Origin of the sequence: Streptomyces sp. NBC_01537 (genome assembly GCF_045040445.1) — a bacterium.
GTDB lineage: Bacteria > Actinomycetota > Actinomycetes > Streptomycetales > Streptomycetaceae > Actinacidiphila.
In genome coordinates, this window is sequence record NZ_CP109392.1 from 227695 (window position 1) to 246208 (window position 18514).

General features: G+C 69.1%; 18 protein-coding genes and 5 pseudogenes. 10 read left to right on the plus strand and 13 right to left on the minus strand.

Translation table 11 applies throughout. The features are described from left to right. Positions 1-83 precede the first annotated feature (83 nt). Positions 84-440, plus strand: a complete 357-nt coding sequence (locus OG607_RS01165; RefSeq protein WP_405717544.1) for a hypothetical protein — start codon at positions 84-86, stop codon at positions 438-440. Between the two features lie 16 nt (positions 441-456). Here OG607_RS01165 and OG607_RS01170 read toward each other — a convergent pair whose 3' ends face one another. Further along, positions 457-633 carry a hypothetical protein gene (locus OG607_RS01170; protein ID WP_405717546.1) on the minus strand — a complete coding sequence of 59 codons (177 nt, stop codon included), beginning with the start codon at positions 631-633 and terminating at the stop codon, positions 457-459. A gap of 124 nt (positions 634-757) precedes the next feature. Between OG607_RS01170 and OG607_RS01175 the strand changes: the two genes are divergently transcribed. Further along, the gene (locus tag OG607_RS01175; RefSeq protein ID WP_405717548.1) at positions 758-1879 is read left to right on the plus strand and encodes an IS630 family transposase; all 1122 of its coding nucleotides are present in this window, start codon (positions 758-760) and stop codon (positions 1877-1879) included. A 2-nt stretch (positions 1880-1881) separates the two neighbouring features. Here OG607_RS01175 and OG607_RS01180 read toward each other — a convergent pair whose 3' ends face one another. The 3 genes and pseudogenes from OG607_RS01180 to istB all read right to left on the minus strand — a co-directional run bounded on the left by OG607_RS01180 (position 1882) and on the right by istB (position 3238). After that, positions 1882-2142, minus strand: a complete 261-nt coding sequence (locus tag OG607_RS01180) for a hypothetical protein (RefSeq protein WP_405717550.1) — start codon at positions 2140-2142, stop codon at positions 1882-1884. Positions 2143-2173: 31 nt separating this feature from the next. Next, positions 2174-2413: pseudogene (locus tag OG607_RS01185) on the minus strand (DUF4279 domain-containing protein); the annotation flags it as partial. A gap of 66 nt (positions 2414-2479) precedes the next feature. Further along, on the minus strand, positions 2480-3238 hold the full coding sequence (gene istB, locus OG607_RS01190; protein ID WP_405736466.1) for an IS21-like element helper ATPase IstB: 759 nt from the start codon (positions 3236-3238) through the stop codon (positions 2480-2482). A 64-nt stretch (positions 3239-3302) separates the two neighbouring features. Here istB and OG607_RS01195 point away from each other — a divergent pair, with 64 nt between their 5' ends. Further along, positions 3303-3806 (plus strand): hypothetical protein, encoded by a 504-nt coding sequence (locus tag OG607_RS01195; protein ID WP_405717552.1) that lies wholly within the window; start codon positions 3303-3305, stop codon positions 3804-3806. Positions 3807-3816: 10 nt separating this feature from the next. On the opposite strand, the gene OG607_RS01200 is transcribed toward OG607_RS01195, so the two are convergent. Then, positions 3817-4011, minus strand: a complete 195-nt coding sequence (locus OG607_RS01200) for a hypothetical protein (RefSeq protein WP_405717554.1) — start codon at positions 4009-4011, stop codon at positions 3817-3819. A 234-nt stretch (positions 4012-4245) separates the two neighbouring features. On the opposite strand from OG607_RS01200, the pseudogene OG607_RS01205 reads away from it, so the two are divergent. Beyond that, a pseudogene (locus OG607_RS01205) lies at positions 4246-4332 on the plus strand (IS630 family transposase); the annotation flags it as partial. Positions 4333-4370: 38 nt separating this feature from the next. Here OG607_RS01205 and OG607_RS01210 read toward each other — a convergent pair. Next, the gene (locus OG607_RS01210) at positions 4371-4877 is read right to left on the minus strand and encodes a GNAT family N-acetyltransferase (RefSeq protein ID WP_405717557.1); all 507 of its coding nucleotides are present in this window, start codon (positions 4875-4877) and stop codon (positions 4371-4373) included. 139 nt (positions 4878-5016) lie between these two features. On the opposite strand from OG607_RS01210, the gene OG607_RS01215 reads away from it, so the two are divergent. Beyond that, the gene (locus OG607_RS01215) at positions 5017-5514 is read left to right on the plus strand and encodes a GNAT family N-acetyltransferase (protein ID WP_405717560.1); all 498 of its coding nucleotides are present in this window, start codon (positions 5017-5019) and stop codon (positions 5512-5514) included. A gap of 4 nt (positions 5515-5518) precedes the next feature. On the opposite strand, the gene OG607_RS01220 is transcribed toward OG607_RS01215, so the two are convergent. Together OG607_RS01220 and OG607_RS01225 are read right to left on the minus strand one after the other, a co-directional pair. Then, a protein-coding gene (locus OG607_RS01220) for an IS5 family transposase (protein ID WP_405717562.1) occupies positions 5519-6393 on the minus strand; the annotation gives its coding sequence in 2 pieces (ribosomal slippage) (positions 5519-6001 and positions 6004-6393; 873 coding nt in all). A 63-nt stretch (positions 6394-6456) separates the two neighbouring features. Further along, positions 6457-7766, minus strand: a pseudogene (locus tag OG607_RS01225) (IS256 family transposase). A 196-nt stretch (positions 7767-7962) separates the two neighbouring features. On the opposite strand from OG607_RS01225, the gene OG607_RS01230 reads away from it, so the two are divergent. Continuing rightward, a complete protein-coding gene (locus tag OG607_RS01230) occupies positions 7963-9231 on the plus strand; it encodes an MFS transporter (RefSeq protein ID WP_405717564.1) in 1269 nt (422 codons plus the stop codon). 138 nt (positions 9232-9369) lie between these two features. Here the strand turns inward: OG607_RS01230 and OG607_RS01235 are convergent, their stop codons facing one another. Beyond that, complete coding sequence (locus tag OG607_RS01235) at positions 9370-9591, minus strand: integrase core domain-containing protein (protein WP_405717567.1); 222 nt, start codon at positions 9589-9591, stop codon at positions 9370-9372. Between the two features lie 81 nt (positions 9592-9672). Here OG607_RS01235 and OG607_RS01240 point away from each other — a divergent pair. The 3 genes and pseudogenes from OG607_RS01240 to OG607_RS01250 form a co-directional block, all read left to right on the plus strand. Next, a pseudogene (locus OG607_RS01240) lies at positions 9673-10464 on the plus strand (LD-carboxypeptidase); the annotation flags it as partial. Between the two features lie 140 nt (positions 10465-10604). After that, positions 10605-10727, plus strand: a pseudogene (locus OG607_RS01245) (hypothetical protein); the annotation flags it as partial. 331 nt (positions 10728-11058) lie between these two features. Then, entirely contained in the window at positions 11059-12123 is a 1065-nt protein-coding gene (locus OG607_RS01250) for a LacI family DNA-binding transcriptional regulator (protein ID WP_405717570.1), read from the plus strand. Here the strand turns inward: OG607_RS01250 and OG607_RS01255 are convergent. From OG607_RS01255 to OG607_RS01270, 4 genes are read right to left on the minus strand one after another with little or no spacing between them, the layout of a single operon-like run. Further along, a complete protein-coding gene (locus OG607_RS01255) occupies positions 12086-13477 on the minus strand; it encodes a glycoside hydrolase family 32 protein (protein WP_405717573.1) in 1392 nt (463 codons plus the stop codon). The two genes, OG607_RS01250 and OG607_RS01255, sit on opposite strands and share 38 nt — an antisense overlap. After that, positions 13474-14328 (minus strand): carbohydrate ABC transporter permease, encoded by an 855-nt coding sequence (locus OG607_RS01260; RefSeq protein ID WP_405717575.1) that lies wholly within the window; start codon positions 14326-14328, stop codon positions 13474-13476. Before OG607_RS01260 ends, OG607_RS01255 begins: the two co-directional genes overlap by 4 nt. A 13-nt stretch (positions 14329-14341) precedes the next feature. Beyond that, on the minus strand, positions 14342-15292 hold the full coding sequence (locus tag OG607_RS01265) for a carbohydrate ABC transporter permease (protein WP_405717578.1): 951 nt from the start codon (positions 15290-15292) through the stop codon (positions 14342-14344). Continuing rightward, positions 15289-16698, minus strand: a complete 1410-nt coding sequence (locus OG607_RS01270; RefSeq protein ID WP_405717580.1) for an extracellular solute-binding protein — start codon at positions 16696-16698, stop codon at positions 15289-15291. The genes OG607_RS01265 and OG607_RS01270 overlap by 4 nt, the downstream gene beginning before the upstream one ends. Positions 16699-16919: 221 nt before the next feature. Between OG607_RS01270 and OG607_RS01275 the strand changes: the two genes are divergently transcribed. Then, a complete protein-coding gene (locus OG607_RS01275) occupies positions 16920-18509 on the plus strand; it encodes a glycoside hydrolase family 32 protein (RefSeq protein WP_405717582.1) in 1590 nt (529 codons plus the stop codon). Positions 18510-18514: the final 5 nt, after the last annotated feature.

Here is an 18514-nt window from a genome sequence, read left to right on the forward strand (position 1 = left end):
GAGGCGAGTACGGCCCGTTCGAGGGCGATGACGTGTCCGGTGTCCCGGATGGTCTGTCCGGCTCCGTCAGGTGCCCGGCGGTGGTGAGCGATGACCGGGCGACCGGTGACCCCTATTTGTGGGCCTCGACGCTCTTCGATGAGGTGGTGGAACTCGGCTATTTGGGCGGTTACTCCACCTTCACGCGGGCCCTGCGGCGATACAAAGCACGTCCGCACTGCGAACCATGCAAGGCTTCGAGCGGCCGCGACGTGGCGATCATCGCGCATCCTCCGGGTGATGAGATCCAGTCAGACTGGGTCGAGCTCCCCGACCCGCCCGCGGAGTGGGGCGTCGGTGCCAACGCACATCTCCTCGTCGGTGCCCTGGCTCACTCGGGACGATGGCGGGCCGTGCTCGCGGAGGCGGATGCCGGGGTACTGACTCCTGTGCCCAAGTGAGTACGAGATCACGTGCTCACTTGGTGTCCTCGTCGGGGGCCATGTCGTACTCGTCGACGTCGAGCTCGGCGCCGACGGCGGTGAGGAAGTCCAGGACATTGCGGTCCAGGTGCCAGCCGAAGAGGTCGGCGGTGCCCGAAGCGTCCAGCCGGTTCTGGGCGGTGTCGTTGAAGTGGCGCACGACCTGCAGCACCGCTCCGCCGCTGTCGGCGGCCAGACAGGTGGCGAGTTCGGCTAGTGCTGTGACCGGGAAGGTTCGCCGGCTTGCTCGTTGTGCTGGTTGGAAATGACTTTTCCAACCAGCGTGGGGAGGCAGGATGGCGCAACCGGTTCGGGTTCGCGGGCTGACCGAACAGGAGGGGCAGAAACTCCAGCACATCGTGCGGCGGGGCAGTACCAGTTCGGTGCGGTTCCGGCGGGCGATGATGCTGCTGGCCTCGGCCGGCGGCAGCACGGTCCCGGTCATAGCCCGCCTGGTCCAGGCGGACGAGGACACCGTCCGCGACGTGATCCACAAGTTCAACGAGATCGGTCTCGCATGCCTTAACCCTCAATGGGCGGGAGGCCGTCCCCGCCTGCTCAGCCCTGACGACGAGGACTTCGTCATCAAGACGGCCACCACCCGCCCGACCCAGGTCGGCAAGCCCTTCACCCGCTGGTCGATCCGCAAGCTCGCCGATCACCTACGGCGCAACATAGCCAGGCCCGTCCGGATCGGCCGCGAGGCACTGAGGTGCTTACTCGCCCGCCGCGGAATCTCCTTCCAACGCACGAAGACCTGGAAGGAGTCCCCTGACCCGGACTTCGACGCCAAGCTGGAGCGGATCGAGTACGCGATCAACGAACGGCCCACCCGCACGTTCGCCTTCGACGAGTTCGGCCCGCTGGGCATCCGCCCGACAGCCGGCTCCTGCTGGGCCGAACAGGGCCGCCCCGACCGGCTGCCGGCGACCTACCGGCGCACCCACGGCATCACCTACTTCCACGGCTGCTACTCGGTCGGTGACGACCAGATGTGGGGCGTCAACCGGCGCCGCAAGGGCAGCGACCACACCTGGGCGGCCCTGAGAACGATCCGGGCCGCCCGCCCGGACGGCGCCCCGATCTACGTGATCCTCGACAACCTCTCCGCCCACACGAACTGGCGGATGAAACGGTGGGCAGTGAAGAACAAGGTCGAGCTGTGCTTCACCCCGACCTACGCCTCCTGGGCCAACCCCATTGAAGCCCACTTCGGACCATTGCGGCAGTTCACCCTGGCCAACTCTCACCACCCCAACCACACCGCCCAGACCCGGGCCCTCCACGCCTACCTGCGCTGGCGCAACAAGAACGCCCGCCACCCCGACGTCCTCGCAGCACAGCGACGCGAACGCGCCCGCATCCGCAGCGAGAAGGGCATCCGCTGGGGCGGACGCCCCCACGCTGAAGCAGCCTGAGGTCACCGGTTAGCCCACCGAAACTGCTCGTCCGGCTCCTCCCGCCGCTCCAGCACGCCCGCCGCGACCAGCTGGAGAAGCACCTCGTGGAGGGCATTGCCCAACGGGTTGTCCGTCCAGAACACCGCCTTGACCTTCGTGAACGTCTCGGACTCACCGAAGATCCCTAGCGAAGACCCCACCAGGAACGCGGCACCATCCCAGTCCGTCCACTCGGCCAACCGCTCAGAAAGATCCACGAAACGATCCTGCCAGCACAGCATCAGACCCGGTGAACCTTCCCGGTCACAGCACTAGGCGGCTTGTATGTGGTCGGAGTCTGTCGAGGATGCGGGCGATCTGCTCGTCGACGGGAAGGTCCGGCTCCCGACAGACGATCTTCCAGGAGTGGCTGACCGGAATCTCTGTCGGCTCGGTGAAGCGGCTGCCCCGGACGGATACCTCGTCAGGGCTGATGCCCAGTTGCGAGGTCATCTCCTCTGCGGAGATGACCTCGCTGAACAAGGCGAAGTAGGCGTACTGACGAAGGGGCATCCCCGGAGGATATCGGCGCGGGAATTGCGCCGAATGGGACTGTGCCGGCGGGCCTGAAGCCCACGGTCATGCGACGTCGGCGTCGTCGATGGCGGCGAGCCGGTTCTTCAGCCGGTAGCTCGGGCCGTTGATCGCGAGGACGTCGCAATGATGGAGGAGCCGATCAAGGATCGCGGTCGCCAGGACCTCGTCACCGAACACCTGACCCCACTCGCTGAAGGTCTTGTTCGAGGTCAGGATGATCGAGCCCTTCTCGTAACGCTTGGAGATCACCTGGAAGACCAGGTTGGCCTCGGCGCGTTCGAGCGGCTGGTAGTCGACCTCGTCGACCACGAGGACGCCCGGCCGCAGGTAGGTGGGCATCTTGCGGGCCAGGCTGCCGATCGCGTCGGCGGTCTTCAGGTGGCGGACCATGTCCTCGAGGGTGGTGAAGTAGACGGAGAAGCCGGCCCGGCAGGCCGCGACGGCCAGGGCGACGGCGATGTGGGTCTTGCCGACCCCGGGCGGGCCGAGCAGGGCCGCGTTCGCCTTGGCCTCGACGAACGACAGGGTGGCCAGGTCCTTGACCTTGCGCGGGTCGAGTTCAGGCTGGAACGCGAAGTCGTAATCGTCCAGAGTCTTGTGGCGCGGCAGCTTGGACAGCCGCAGCCCCTGCCGGAATCGGCGTTCGTCACGGACGGCGAGTTCCTCGCCGAGCACCAGGTCGAGGAAGTCCAGGTAGCCCAGCGTGGTCGCGTCGGCCCGCCGGGCGAAGGAGTCCAGCTCTGTGGCGAGGTGGGGCAGGCCGAGTTTGGCGGCGGTAGTGCGGATGCGCCGGCGCAGCATCCGCCAGCAGCGCGTGCGGCCGATGCTCCAGCGGCTGCTGGACGAGCTGAAGGACGTGCCGGCCATGGTGATGGGCCGGCGCATGGACATCCTGGCCTGGAACCCGGCAGCGTGCGCCCTCTTCGGCGACTACGCCGCCCTGGACCCGGCCGAGCGCAACATCGCCCGGATCACCTTCCTCGACCCGGCGTCCCGAGAGCTCTACGCGGACTGGCTCTCCTGCGCCCGCGAGAACATGGCCTACCTCCACCTGGAGGCAGGACGGAACCACCCCGGCGACCCACGACTGGCACAGCTGATCGGGGAGCTGTCGATGAAGAGCGAGGACTTCCGCCGCTGGTGGGCAGAACACCCGGTCCAGGACAAGACCTCGGGCATCAAGAGGTTCCACCACCCGCTGGTCGGCGACCTGGAACTGACCTACGAGACCCTGCGCGCAGCCGACGACCCCGACCAGGCACTGATCACGTACGCGGCCCAGCCTGACACCTCATCCCACGACGCCCTCCGCATGCTGCTCGCGTGGACAGCCCCCACAGCCACCGGCGCTCATCAACCAACCGATTGATGAGAACTCGTCAGGCCGCTGCTGCGCCGTGCGCCTCGGCCAGGTGGCGCTCGGCCTTGGGACGCGGCAGGAGTTGGGCGCGCTGACGCCAGTCGCAGGTGTCGCATTCGACATGACGCCACTGGCCCCGGCGTGTCACGCGCACGGTGTGCTGCTGTCCCTGCGCGTCCGTCGCCGTGATGCGGCTGGTGGTAACGGTGAACATGACGTACTCCCCCGTGAGTTCCTTTTGATCATTGTCCGCCGGACGGGCCGCGGTGAGCAGCCCACCCAAGGGCAAAATCAGCGGAAAGATCAGCAGCCGAGTAGGCGGGTGCCCAGGTAGGACTGGACCTGGTCCAGGGAGACGCGCACGAGCGAGCCGTGCATGGTTGGCGTGATGCGCCGACCCCGTGATCCTTGATCATTGTCTGCGTGGTGGGGAACCGGGCGCGTGCAGCGCAACGCGAACGCCCGACACCCGGATGCGCTGGCCGCCCAACGCCGCGAACGTGCCCGCGTCCACAGCGAGAAGGGCAGACGCTGGGTGGCAAGCCCATGGCCGAGGCGGCATGACCCCCTGCATCACTGCCGGGAGACAACCTTGACCATGGTGTCGGAGTCCGGCCCCGATTCCACGGTCGTGAAACCTTCGTCGACATACAGACGACGTGCCCGATTCGCCCGCTCGACGCTCAGACAGATCCGGGTGAAGCCGCTTCCGGCCGCTCGCCTGGCCATCTCGGTCAGCAAGGCGTGTCCCACTCCCTTGCCCCGCCACGACGGGACGACTCCCAGCGACAGTTCCGGAACGTCCGCGGCCACGAAGCCGTAGCCGGGATCGGCAGCACTGAACAGGCGCAGCCACACCGCGCCGACCGGGTGTCCACCTGTGTCGACCGCAACCACTCCGAGATCACCCGGCTGGGGCCACCCCTCGACATAGTGCGCTGTCCGACGGTCCACGAGAACCTGATCACGGCCGGCCGCCTCCCGAGCAGGGTCCCAGTTCACAGCAGCCACCAGCATGTCCACGAGGAACTCCGCATCGTCACCGGTGGCTGCCCGCAACGAAAATCCAATTTCGCCCATACCGCAGATCCTCCATGACCAGCCACCAGGAGACACATCCCACCCGGTGAACCTTCCCGGTCACAGCACTAGGGCGTGTTGCGAAAGTGGATCAAGGGGCTCGTTCGGTGTCTGGTACGGGTCGTGTGATGCTGGCCCAATGACTGATCAACGCGAGGTTGTCATCGTCCGCTGGCCAGGTCAGGGCCCTTCCGTGGATCGGTTGGCCGAGTTGTTGGCGGCCTACCATCTGCGGACGGAGGCCGAGAAGGGCGAGGCCGTTGTCGATGTGGAGAGGTTGCCGGACCGCTACCGGGGAGAAATCTTGGACCCGCGGGCCGCGTTCGCCGACGATGTCGTGCTGATGGCTCTGAGCGGCGACACGGCCGTGGGCTGCCTGGTGGTGACCGCCCCCGTCGGCGGGCGGTCAGAGGTCAAGAGGCTTTGGACAGACCCTGCATTCCGGAGCCGGGGCATCGCGTCCGGCCTGGTCAGCGCCGCGCTTGCGCACTCCACGGAAAGCGGTGTCAGCACGGTACGACTGTCCGTGTGGAAGTGGCGGGAAGGTGCCATCGCCCTGTACGAGCGGCTCGGTTTCACCGTCGCCGAATCGTGGGAGGAACGGGATCAACTGGTGTGCATGGAGCGTGCCGTGTGAGGGGTCACAGCCACTCGTTGATGGCTGCGACCAGCACGGTTGCCTCGTATCGGACGGCGAGCTTGTCGTATCTCGTAGCCACGGCCCGGTGGCGCTTGAGGCGATTGATCCCGCACTCCACCGCGTGGCGCTCCTTGTAGTCGGCCTTGTCGAACTTCGGCGGCCGGCCGCCGCGGGAGCCACGCTTCTTACGGTTGCGGACCTGGTCGGCTTTCTCCGGGATCGTGCAGCGGACGCCACGCCTGCGCAGGTAGGCGCGGTTCGCGCGTGACCCGTACGCCTTGTCAGCGCGGACCTTGTCCGGCCGGGTGCGCGGCCGGCCCAGGCCGAGGCGGGGCACCCGGATGGCCTCCAGGACCGGCTGGAACTGCGGGCTGTCGTGCCGTTGGCCTGCCGTGACCAGCAGCGACAACGGCTTCTGCCCCTGCTCAACCGCCAAGTGCAGCTTCGTGGTCAGACCGCCGCGCGAGCGCCCCAGGCCATGGTCGTCGGGCTCGGTGTCGACGCCGCCGGGAGGCTCCTTCTGCTCGGCCCCTTTTTACGGGCTCCGGCAGCATGCTGGTGGGCCCGCGCGATCGTGGAGTCCACGCTGACGTCCCAGGTGATCAGCCCCTTCGCGTCGGCCTCGGCCTGCAGCTGTACGAAGATCTGCTTCCAGGTGCCGTCGCGCAGCCAGCGCCGGAACAGGTCGTAGGCCCGTTCCCACGGCCCGTACCGCTCCGGCACGTCGCGCCACGGCGCACCAGCCCTGGTCCGCCACCGTATGCCGTCGATCAACTGCCGCCGCGTCCACGTCTGCGGCCGGCCCGGCTTCTTGCCCGCCGGCAACAACGGCTCCAGCCGGGCCCACTGGCCGTTCGTCAGATCTCCACGCCCCACGACGCGTGATCATCCACGACCGGGAGTGTCTTTTTCTTTGTGTAAGCCCGGTGCTCGGCTGTCTTACTGGTGGTCGGTGACGCGGTCGCCGTAGTAGCCGGCGAGGGTGTTGATGGCTTCCTTCCAGTTGCGGGTTCTGCCGGTGGCGTTGGGCCGGTTGGGCTGCCGGTCACGGATGACCAGGTAGAGCACCTTCAGGCCGAGTTCTCGTCGGGGAAGTGGCCGCGCCGGCGGGTGGCCTGGCGGAACCGGGAGTTCAGCGACTCGATCATGTTGGTCGTGTAGACGATCTTTCTGATCTCGGGCGGGAACCGCAGGAACATCACGAAGTGCTCCCAGCTGCGCCGCCAGACCGCGATCAGGGCCGGGTATTTGGCGCCCCAGACGTCCTCGAACTCGGCGAACCTCGCCTCGGCGGCGTCGGCGGCGTCGGCGGTCGGGGCGGTGTAGACGGTGCGCAGTTCCTTGGCGATCTGGGCCCAGTGCTTGGTGGATGCGTATTTCAGGCTGGCGCGGACCATGTGGACGACGCAGAGCTGGATGTCGGCCATGGGCCAGATGTTGCCGATGGACTCCGGCAGGCCTTTCAACCCGTCGCAGCAGGCGATCAGGACGTCCTGGACGCCGCGGTTCTTCAGCTCTGCCAGCCAGGTCATCCAGGTCTTGGCGCCCTCACCGCCAGTGCCGACCCACATCCCCAGCACATCCCGCTCGCCGTCGAGGTTGATCCCGACGGCGACGTAGACCGGGCGGTTGGCAACGGCGCCGTCGCGGATCTTCACCACGATGGCGTCGATCATGACGACCGCGTACACGGAGTCCAGCGGACGATTGCGCCAGGCGTCCAGCTCCTCGCTGACCTTGTCGGTGGCCCTCGAGATCAGGTCCCGGGAGACGTCCACGTCGTAGATCTCCGCCAAGTGGGCCTGGATCTCCCCGGTCGTCAGCCCCTTGGCATACAGCGACAGAATCGCCGCGTCGAAGCCCTGCACCCGCCGCGTGTGCTTGGGCACCACGGCCGGGGTGAAGGACCCGGCCCGGTCCCGGGGAATGTCCAGCTCCACCGGCCCCACGTCCGTCAGCACCGTCTTGCGGGACGTTCCATTGCGGGAGTTGCCCGATCCGGCACCGGCCGCATCGCCCTTCTCGTAGCCGAGATGCTCAGTCATCTCAGCCTCCAGCGCGCCCTCCAGAACCAGTTTCACCAGCCCGGACAGCAGCCCGCCCTCGCCGACCAGATTCACCCCCTCGCGGCGGGCCCGCTCGATCAACTGCTCGGCCAGATCCCGGTCCAGCTGGGCCGCTCTCGCCAACTCCGCCCCCGTCCGTACGATGTTCGCGCTCTTGCGGGGGCGCTCGTCCTTGATCCCCATGCGTGATCCTTCCCGGCAGAGGTCACACCTCATGCCATCCGGGTCACACCGGGTCATACACAATCTTTAGGACAGTCCGTCACCCGGTCAGTGGCCACTCTGAAGAAGCTCAATGAGTGGGCAGCCGCACACCTGGCCCGGTGCCAGTCCTAAAACCCGTTGACGGGCGCGCCGCCCACCTCCGACGATCAGGCGCGTGTCTGCCGCCCTGGCGCCTCTGCGCCACCGCCCGTTCCGTCACCTCTTCATCGGTACGACGGCCAACCTGCTCGGCAACGGGGTGGCGCCGATCGCCCTGGCCTTCGCCGTGCTCGACGCCACTGGCTCGGTCGGCTCGCTCGGGTTGGTGGTCGGCGCCCACTCCCTCACCAGCATCCTCTTCCTGCTGTACGGCGGGGTGTTGGCGGACCGGCTGCCGCGCGGCCCGCTGCTGGTTGGCAGCAGCGTGGCCAGCGCCGCGAGCCAGGCGGTGGTCGCCGCCCTGGTCCTCACCGACAGCGCCGCCATCCCCCTGCTCATGGTGCTCGCCGCGGTCAACGGGGCGTCAAGTTCCTGCTACCAGCCCGCCGCCCAGGCCCTGCTGCCCCAGGCCGTGCCGGCCGAGTCCCGCCGCGCCGCCCTCGCGCTCTCCCGGATCGCGGGCAGCAGCGCGATGATCGTGGGCGCCTCGCTGGGCGGCGTACTGGTCGCCGCGGTCGGCCCCGGCTGGGGCCTGGCCGTCGACGCGCTCAGCTTTGCGCTCGCCGCCGCGTCCTTCGCACTGGTCCGCGTCCCGGTCGCGCCGCCCGCGCCCAGCCCCGGCCTGGTGCATGAACTGCGCGTCGGCTGGCAGGAGTTCACCTCCCGCACCTGGGTGTGGGTGATCGTGGTGGCCTTCTGCTTCCTCAACGCCGGCATCACCGCCTCGTTCACCGTCCTCGGCCCGGCCGTCGCCGACACCACCGGGATCGGCCGCACCGGCTGGGGCCTGGCCGTCGCCGCGGGCTCGCTCGGCGCGGTCGCCGGCGGCGTACTGTCGCTGAGCTGGCGGCCCCGGCGCGCGATCCTGGTCGGCTGCGCGCTGATGGGCCTGACGGCGATGACCCCGCTGCTGCTCGCGCTCGCCCCGTACACCTGGGTGCTGGTCGTGGCCAACTTCGTGGCGGGAGTGGGAGTCGAGCAGGCCGGCGTCGCCTGGTACTCGACCCTCAACGAGCAGATCCCCCAGGACCGCCTTGCCCGCGTCTACGCCTACGACGACCTCGGCTCCTACCTCGCGCTCCCGCTCGCCCAGTTCGCCGCCGGACCCGCCGTACTCCTCCTCGGCCTCCATGCCACCCTCTACGCGGCCGCCGCGCTCATTCTCCTCGCCACCCTCGCCATGGTCGCCACCCCCTCCATCCGCGCGCTGGCTCCGAGGACCGCAGAACCGCTGCCCGCCTTCGAAGCCGGTGCCTCGCTGAGCTCGACTCCGACGTGTAAATAACCACAGGTGGGTGGTGTTTCGGGCACGATGGTGCGCCCAGCGGGTCCGTGCCCGCCGCTGGGTTTCGTTCCGGTGGGTTCATCCGGTGCCCTCCATGGGGTCGAGGGTGTCAATCCCCCGAAAACGTAGAGACTTTGGTTACGCGGCTTGCTCGAACTCGGCAGGAGGTTTCCCGCCGGCGGCGCTGTGCCGCCGGCGCGTGTTGTAGAAGTCGGCGATCCAGGTGCCGATCTTCGGCCTGGCCTCCGCACGGGTGGCGAAGACGTGCCGGTGGATGTACTCGACCTTGAGGACTGAGCGGAACGACTCCGCGGCGGCGTTGTCCAGCGCCGATCCGACACACCCCATCGACTGCACCACGCCCCACCTGCGACACAGCTTCCCGAATGCCTCACCAGTGTACTCCGAACCGCGATCCGAATGACGGTCGTGCTCGAGCGGATGGGATTCCGTGTGCGTCGGGCGCCGCTCCTCGAAGCAGGGCGGCACCGTTGGTGGAGCGCGGCTCGGCCGGCGGAGATCGCCGAGGAGTTCAATGGACTGCTGCGTGATCCGGAAGTGCGCGCGATCATCGCGCATGACGGCGGCCAGACGGTGCTCGGTTACCTCGACCTGATCGACATCGAGGCGATCACTGCCGACCCCAAGCCGATCCTCGGCTACAGCGACATCTCGCTGCTGCACCTGGTGCTCTATGCGCGCACGGGTCTGGTCGGCTTCCATGCCGACTTGGCCACCCCTGGACTCGGCGGCCACTGGCAGGCCGCGCCCGCAGCGCGCCAAACGGTGCTGGAGAAGCTCTACTCGAAGCTGCTGACCGGTACAGAGCCGATCGGTGCACTGCCGGCCACCCCGTCGTGGGAGTGCTGGCGTGCCGGTCGCACCGAAGGCCGGCTGATCGGCGGGGTGATCAACCGCATCGTGCTGGCGCAGGCGACGCCTTACGCGCTTCCGCTCGAATGGTTCGACGGCGCGGTGCTGTTCTGGGAGGAGACGGGCGGCCAGGCATCGTATGTGTGGAGCTACCTACAGGTGCTGCGGCACTGTGGCATCCTCGATCGGATCTCCGGCATGGTCGTGGGCGTACCGTACGCGATCGACGGGCTCGGGGAGCCTGACGCGTCCCCGACCCTCCGCGAGATCGTCCTCGACGTCCTCGCCGACCGTGACATCCCAGTCCTGGGTAACGTCGAGTTCGGACATGCCGCCCCGAATCTGCCGATGCCGGTCGGCCTCCGTGTCGGCCTGGATGCGCGGCAGCGGACATTGTCGCTGCTGGACTGTTCCCGCGAACGCGGGAGGGCTGGGAAGAGATCCGCGAAGTCAAGATCGTCACCGTCAGCAGACTGCGCTTCCTGCATGCACGCCAAGTGGTGCGCATCCGCCGCAAGCGCCGCCGCATCGGCGAGAAAGAGCGGCAGGCCGAGACCGCCTACGCTGTCACGGGTCTGCGCGCCGAGCAGGCCACCGCGAAGAAGATCGCGGCCCGGGCACGCGCGCACTGGGTCATCGAGAACACCGTCCACCGGATCAAGGACGTCACCTTCAGCGAGGGCGCCGGTCAGGTCCGCCACCACAGCCCGGTCGTCGTGAGCGGCTTGCGCGGTCTGGCCCGCGCTACCCTCCACCGGGCCGGTGGGTCAGCATCGCCGGCGGATGACGTGCTTACGCCCAGTCCGAAGCGGTCCCCGCCCTCCGGGGAATCCGGTGATCAAATCGGACGCCCACGCCGCGGCGCCCTGAGGATCTCCCGTGTGCCGTGGCGCTCCCCGCGGATAGGGTGGACGGTGATCGACAGGGACGGGCTGGGCGAGGGCGGCGGACGGCGTGGGCGGTGCCGAGGAGAGCAGGAGCACGGGCACCGGGCGCCCGACGTCACGGGACGTCGCCCGGCTCGCCGGCGTGTCGCACACCGCGGTGTCCTTCGTGTTCAACGGCCGAGCCGAGGGCAACCTCTCGCCCGCCACCCAGGAACGCATCCGGCAGGCCGCGGCCCGGCTGGGCTACCGCCCCGACCCGGTGGCCCGCGGTCTGCGCCGTCGCCGTACGGCCGTGATCGGGCTGGTCACCGATGAGATCGCGTCCTCGCCGTTCGCCGGTCGGCTGCTGCGCGGCGCCATGGAGACCGCCTGGGACAGGGACCATCTCGTCCTTACCGTCGACTCCGGCGGTGACCCGGTCAAGGAGGACGCGGCCGTCGCGGAACTGCTCGACCGGCGCGTGGACGGCATCATCTACGCGGCCATGTCACTGCGCCGGGTCCGCGTCCCCGAGGGCCTGCACCGCACCCACTCCGTGCTGGCCAACTGCCTGCCCGAGGACGACTCCCTGCCGGCCGTGGTCCCTGCCGAGCGCGCCGGTGGCCGTACCGCGGCCCGGCTGCTGCTCGGTGCGGGCCACCGCCGGCTCGCCGTGATCGGCGGTCTGGACGACATCGCCTCGGTGGAACGTACCCGCGGCTTCCGGGAAGCGCTGCGCGCCGAGGGCGTCACCGTGCCCGAGGAGTGGATCGTGCGCAGCGGCGGGGAGATCTCCGCGGGATACGCGGGGGCGCTGCGCCTGCTCGACGGGGTGGAGCCGGTCCGTCGCCCCACTGGCGTCCTGTGCTACAACGACCGGGTCGCGGCGGGTGTCCTGCACGCCGCGACCCGGCTCGGGATCGACGTGCCCGCCGATCTGTCTGTGGTCGGTTACGACGACCAGGAGCACATGGCCGCGTTCCTCACACCGCCGCTCACCTCGGTCGCGCTGCCGCACCGGGCGATGGGCGAGGCGGCGGCCCGGCTGCTCCTGGACGCCATCGAAGCCGGCCGTACGCCGCCCGCGACCGTCCGGCGCCTGGCCTGCCCTGTGGTCAGCCGCGCCTCCGTGGGTCCGGCGCCCACCCGGTGACCCGGGCACCCGGCCCGTCGACGACCAGCTCGGCGATGTCGCCGGGGCGCCGGTAGACGCGCTCGGTGACCATGGCCCGTTCCGCGACGAAGAGTTCGAGGAGCGAGCCGTCGACGAGCAGCCGGAGCGCGAGTTCCGGCCCCTTCGGCACGTGCACGGTGATCGGGGCGGAGCCTTCCCTGCCGGTCCGGGGCCAGGCGCTGCGGTCGAGGACGACGGTCCCCGAGGCAGGGTCCGCCCGGACAGTCAGTTCCCGGCCCGCCGCGCCCCGGAGCAGGCTTACCGTGGTCGGTTCACATGCGGTGACCGTCAGGTCGTACGTGTGTGGAAGCGGAACCCGGCCCGGCGCGGTGACGAACGGCTCGGCCGGGCGCAGCAAGTCGAGTTCCGGGGCCGGACTCACCCGCAGCGAACCGTCGGGGTGGATGTCGACGACCCGTGGCGCGGTGAGTACGCCTGCCCATCCGGCCCGGTGCATCTCCTCTTGCGGGCGGGCCTCCCACGACCAGCCCCACAGCAGTGCGCGGTCCGGCTCCTGGAGCACGGCGGGAGCGTAGAAGTCCCGCCCCTGGTCGAGCCGGCCGCCGGCGCGCGGCACAAACCTCAACGCGCGCTGGCCATCGGCGTGCAGACGGCCGGTCAGGTATCCGGTGGAGCAGGGATCTCCGTCCCACAGGGACACCAGAAGCACGTGGTCGCCGCCTGCTGTCCGGTACAGGTGCGGGCACTCCCAGCCCACCGACTTGTCGCCGAACACGCCCACGGCCACCGGGTCCTTGCCGTCCAGCAGCACACCGGCGAACCGCCAGTCGGTCAGGTCGTCGCAGTCGTAGAGCAGGACCGACGGCGTGCCGTCGGCGTGCCCGGCCCCGACGAGGGCCCAGCGCCTGTCCGCGCAGCGGAAGACGAACGGGTCGCGGAACATCACCACGTCCAGTCCCGGCGGCGGCCCTGCCACCACCGGCGTCGGCAGCGGCTTCCACTCGGTCAGCCGCTCGTCGTCCGGGTCCGCCGCCCGCGCCAGGCAGATGGTGCCGAGTCCGGCGTGGGCACGGTCGACTCCCGTGTATACGGCGGTCGGTGTGCCGTTGTCGTCGATCACGCAGCCCGACCAGCAGCCGGCCTCGTCGGGGCCGCCCGGCGTCGGCGTGAGGGCGACCGGGTGGTGTTCCCAGTGGACGAGGTCGCGGCTGGAGGCGTGGCCCCAGTGGATGTCGGCGTGGACCGGGGCGTGCGGGTTGTACTGGTAGAAGAGGTGCCGGCGGCCGCGCCAACGGAACGGGCCGTTGGGGTCGTTGATCCAGCCCGCGGCCGGACTGATCCGGAACCGGGGTGCGTGGGGGTCGTGGCTCACCGGTTGACTCCTGCCGAGGTGATGCCCTCGCGCAGAGGGCGCTGGCCGACGACGAACACGGCGAGGGCGGGGAGCATCGAGAGCACGACCCCGGCCAGGACCACTGAGATCGACCCGGTGCCGAGGTTGCCCTGCAGGGAGACCAGACCCAGCGGAAGCGTGTAGTTCTGGCTGGAGGTCTCCAGGATCAGCGGGCGGAAGAACTCGTTCCAGTGGTAGTTGAAGGCCAGCACGCCGACGATCGCCAGGCCGGGTGTGGCCAGCGGCGCGTACACCGAGCGGAAGATCCGCCAGTGCCCCGCGCCGTCCAGCATGGCCGCCTCGCCCAGGTCCTTCGGCATACCGAGGAAGTACTGGCGCATCAGGAAAGTGCCGAAGGCCGTCGGGAAGGCCGGGATGATCAGGCCGAGGAGCGTGTCGGTGAGGCCCATCGACTTCAGCACCAGGAATACCGGCACGATGGTGACCTGCAACGGCACCATCATGGTCGCCAGGACCAGGCCGAAGAGGGGCTTCTTGAGACGGAACTCCAGGCGCGCGAAGGCGTATCCGGCCAGGCCCGCCGTGATCATCTGGCCGACGGCGATCAGTGCCGTCACCAGCGTGGAGTTCAGGGCGAGCAGCCACACGTCGATCTGCTGGAAGACCCCGCGGTAGGCCGCGGTCGTCGGGTGCGTCGGGATGATCTGCGGGGGCAGGTCGAAGGACTGGGCCGGAGTGCGCAGTGAGGTGGCGACGGTCCAGATGACCGGGCCCAGCGTCAGCAGGGCGCACACGGTCAGTCCGGCGATCCGGGCCCAGGGGGTGAGTGAGTGACGTACGCGACTCAGGGTCGGGGTTGCTTGGCTCATGCGGCTCACCGGCTCACTGGTAGTGGACGAAACGCCGGCTGAGCCGGAACTGGAGGGCGGTGACCGCCATGATCAGCACGAAGAGCAGCACGCCCACCGCGGATGCCTCGCCGAAGTCGAGCTGCTCGAAAGCCCTCTCGTAGATCACCATCACCACGGTGCGGGTGGCGTCGCCGGGTCCGCCGTCGGTGAGGACGTAGGGCTGTTCGAAGACCTGCAGGGCGTTGATGATGCCCATCACCGACGCGACGAGCAGCGTCGGCGACAGCAGCGGCAGCGTGATGCCGAGGTGCTTGCGCAGGCCGGTCGCGCCGTCGAGAGCGGCGGCCTCGTGGATCTCCTTGGGGATGTTGTTCAGACCGCCGACGAACAGCAGGAACGAGAAACCGAACTGCTGCCAGACGTAGACCAGGATCACCGTGGCCATCGCCGCGTGCTCCGAGGTCAGCCAGGGCACGGGCGCGACGCCGACCAGGCCGATCAGCCAGTTCACCACCCCGAAGTCCTGGTTGAACAGGTACTTCATCACCACCGAGATCGAAGCGGCGGACAGCACCAGCGGGAAGAAGAACGCCGAACGGAACACCGACCGCAGCCACACCGGCATCCGCCCGTTCAGCGCGAGCGCCAGCGCCAGCGCGATCAGCAGTTGCAGCGCGACCGCGAGGACCATGAAGAGGAGCGTGTTGCGGAAGGAGACCAGGACGGTCGAGTCCGTGAAGGTCGTGCGGTAGTTGGCGCCGCCGGCGAAACGGGGCGGGTCGATCACGTTCCAGTGGAACAGGCTCAGCACGATGGACCCGATGATCGGCACGACCGTGAAGACGACGATGCCGACGACCGTGGGCGCCAGGAACAGCGCGGCCAGCAGCCGGGCGCCGCGGTCGCGGACAGACGGCCGCACGGCGACGGCGGGTGGCGTGGCGGGCCGCGGACGTACGGCCGGGACCTGGGTGTTCGTCATACCTCACGCTCCATGGCCTGCTCCAGAGCGCCCTGCATCCGGCGCAGCGCGGGACCCACCGCACGCGGCGAGGCCAGCGCGGTGCCGGTGTACTTGAGCAGGACGTCGGTCACCTCGGCGACCTGCGGCGGCGCGGGGATCGGGCCGGTGTCGGGGAACCGGTCGAGGGTGTCGTAGAAGACCTGCCAGTGTGCCGGGCCGCTCGCGGCGTAGCGTGCGGCGTTCAGCATCGAACGCCGGGCCGGGGTGGTCTGGTTGCTCTGGAACAGCCGGGTCATGGTGTCCTTGCGGGCCGCGTATTTGATGAACTCCCAGGCGGCTTCCTGCTTCTTCGAGGTGCGCAGCAGCGCGTAGCCCGCCGCGCCGAACTGGTGGCGCTGGGTACGCCAGCGCGGGAAGTACTGCACGTCGTAGTCGGCGGCCCGCATGCCGGCCAGATGCAGGCCGCCCGCCCAGAAGCCGCCCGCCGGTGTGACGCCGACGCGGCCGGTGGAGAACACGCCGACCAGATTGCTGCCGTTGCCGCCCTCGGGCCGGGTGCACAGGTTCTCCTGGACGAGGGAAGCGAGATAGTCGTACGCCTCCTCGACCCGGTCGGCGGTGGCCTGCGGGGTCGTCCAGCGGAAGCCCCCGCCGCGCCCCTGCCGGTCGGCGGCCGGGTAGAAGGTGTCCCACAGCCAGGAGCCGCCGGGCGCCTTCGACTCCTTCAGCAGGTTCGTGCCGCCCGCGAAGAGCCAGGGCACCACGCCGCCCCACAGCCGGTTGGTCCAGAAGTACGGCGTGAAGTGCGCATCGCCGGCACGTTTCATCTCCCGCAGCAGCGCGGTGAAGTCGTCGCGGCTCCAGTCGGCCGCCGGGAAACCCGCGCCTGCCCGTTTCAGCACCTGCTTGTTGAGGTACATGTCGGCGGCGTTGAACTCCATCGGCAGCTGGTAGAGGTTCCCCTCGTACATCATCGACTCCACCAGCGAGGGGTGGACGTCGGCGAAGTACTCACGTAACTCCGCCGCGTCCCGCCGCACCCAGCGGTCCAGGGGCACGCCGAGCCGCCGGGCGAACAACTGCACGCCCTCGGTGGCCACATACACCAGGTCGGGGGCGGTGCCCGCGGCGATCTGGGTGAGGATCTTCGCGAAGAAATCCGACCAGTCGACGGCCTGCACGGCGTTCACCCGCAGCGGGATGTCGGGGTGGAGCCGGTGGAAGCCCTTGGTGAGGGCGTCGACGGTGGCCGGGTCGAAGGCGGAGCCGAGGGTGGCGACGACGAGGGAGCCGTCGTCACGGCCGGGGATGTCGGCTCCCGTGAGCCGGTCCCAGCTCGCGGCGGTCGCGGCCAGGGCGGCTGCTCCGGCCCCGTATGCGCCGTACCGCAGTAGCGTGCGGCGGGGGAGGTGCGAGTCAGTCATCAACGGGCCTAACTCGTGTTAGTTCAGGGGTGATGCCCAAGATGATGTGAACCGGGCAGCAGACCTGTCAAGGGTCGGGAACGCTTGACCTTTAACGAGTTAGGTCTACAGTCCTCGTTCGCAGGAGCCGATTTTCACGCCCTCCGCGTTGTGAGCCGCACTCACGTGCGTGACGAGCCGCCACGGGCCCTCATGGGCCGCCACGAGAGGAACGATGTGTCATGCCCGGAACATCGGGGATTTCCAGGAGATCACTGTTCGCGGGATCGGCGGCGGGCACCGCCGCCGCGCTGCTGCCCACCGCAGCGGCCACGGCCGCCCCGAGGCCCAAGCCCGGGGCCACGGCCGAGAGCGTGACCACGTCCGCGGCGAGCGGGGCGAGTTACCGCGCCGCGTACCACTTCACGGTCCCCGACCAGTGGAAGAACGACCCGCAGCGGCCCGTCTGGATCGACGGCGAGTACCACTACTACTACCTCTACAACGCCGACTACTTCACCGGCGCCGTCGGCACCGCCTGGCGCCTGGCCACCACCGAGGACCTGGTCTCCTTCACCGACCGCGGGGTCGCCGTGCCCAAGGACACCACGCCCAACGGCGATCTCTGGTCGGGTTCGGCGGTGGTCGACACCGGCAACACGGCCGGATTCGGCGCGGGCGCGGTCGTCGTCATCGTCACCATGTCCCCCGGCGGCGGCACCGACCGCCAGGCGCAGTTCCTGTACTACTCGACCGACGGCGGTCTCACCTTCAACAACTACGGGACCGACCCCGTCCTGCCCAACCCCGGCGTCGCCGACTTCCGCGACCCCAAGGTGATCCGCGACGAGGACCGGGGCCGCTGGGTGATGGCACTCGCCGAGAACGACAAGATCGGTTTCTACCACTCCGACGACCTCAAGTCCTGGACGTACGTGAACGGTTTCGTCCACGACGGCATCGGCGTCCTGGAGTGCCCCGACCTGTTCCGCATCACCGCCGGCGACGGCACCGTGAAATGGGTGCTCGGCGCGAGCGCCAACGGGAAGAGCTCGGGGCTGCCCAACACGTACGCCTACTGGACGGGTTCCTTCGACGGCAGCGCGTTCACCGCTGAGGCGAGCGACCCGCAGTGGCTCGACCACGGCTGGGACTGGTACGCCGCCGTCACCTTCGAGAAGCGGGACGCGAGCGGCGCGGTGGACGCGGCTGCCCGGTACGCGATCGGATGGGTCAACGACTGGGACTACGCCGGCACCACCCCCACCATCGACTGCGACGGCTTCAACGGCACCGACTCCATCGTCCGCGAGATCACCCTGAAGAAGGCATCCGACAACACCTACTACCTCGCCTCCCAGCCCGTCGCCGGCCTCGACTCGCATGTCTCCCGCACCGTGAACCTGGGCGACGTGACCGTGGACGGCACGAAGGTGCTCGACTACACCGGTATCTCCTACGAGGTGACGACCGAGATCACCTGGTCCCAACTCACCGGCGCCGGCCTCCAGCTGAGGCGCTCACCCGACGGCGGTCGGCACATCGATGCCGGGATCTACGCCAACTACGCCTTCCTCAACCGACGCAACACGGTGAACGCCGACACGTCCGGCAAGTGGCAGGAGAGCCACACCCCGTTCGACCCGTCCGCCGGCACGGTGAAGCTGCGCATCCTGGTGGACCGCACGTCGGTGGAGATGTTCGTCGACGACGGCCGCTACGTGCACACCAGCCAGGTGTTCCCGTACCTGCTGGACACCCGGCTCGCACTGTTCACGATCGGCGGCAGCGCGGTGTTCCGCAACACGGTGATACGCGAGTTCTCGGTGTGAGGCCG

Excerpts from the sequence above, each read along its gene's own strand:
- OG607_RS01265 (WP_405717578.1), bottom strand. The coding sequence starts at position 15,292 with ATGACGAACACCCAGGTCCCGGCCGTACGTCCGCGGCCCGCCACGCCA.
- OG607_RS01175 (WP_405717548.1), top strand. The coding sequence starts at position 758 with ATGGCGCAACCGGTTCGGGTTCGCGGGCTGACCGAACAGGAGGGGCAG.
- OG607_RS01275 (WP_405717582.1), top strand. The coding sequence starts at position 16,920 with ATGCCCGGAACATCGGGGATTTCCAGGAGATCACTGTTCGCGGGATCG.
- istB (WP_405736466.1), bottom strand. The coding sequence starts at position 3,238 with ATGCTGCGCCGGCGCATCCGCACTACCGCCGCCAAACTCGGCCTGCCC.
- OG607_RS01180 (WP_405717550.1), bottom strand. The coding sequence starts at position 2,142 with ATGCTGTGCTGGCAGGATCGTTTCGTGGATCTTTCTGAGCGGTTGGCC.
- OG607_RS01210 (WP_405717557.1), bottom strand. The coding sequence starts at position 4,877 with ATGGGCGAAATTGGATTTTCGTTGCGGGCAGCCACCGGTGACGATGCG.
- OG607_RS01270 (WP_405717580.1), bottom strand. The coding sequence starts at position 16,698 with ATGACTGACTCGCACCTCCCCCGCCGCACGCTACTGCGGTACGGCGCA.
- OG607_RS01215 (WP_405717560.1), top strand. The coding sequence starts at position 5,017 with ATGACTGATCAACGCGAGGTTGTCATCGTCCGCTGGCCAGGTCAGGGC.
- OG607_RS01200 (WP_405717554.1), bottom strand. The coding sequence starts at position 4,011 with ATGTTCACCGTTACCACCAGCCGCATCACGGCGACGGACGCGCAGGGA.
- OG607_RS01195 (WP_405717552.1), top strand. The coding sequence starts at position 3,303 with ATGGTGATGGGCCGGCGCATGGACATCCTGGCCTGGAACCCGGCAGCG.
- OG607_RS01260 (WP_405717575.1), bottom strand. The coding sequence starts at position 14,328 with ATGAGCCAAGCAACCCCGACCCTGAGTCGCGTACGTCACTCACTCACC.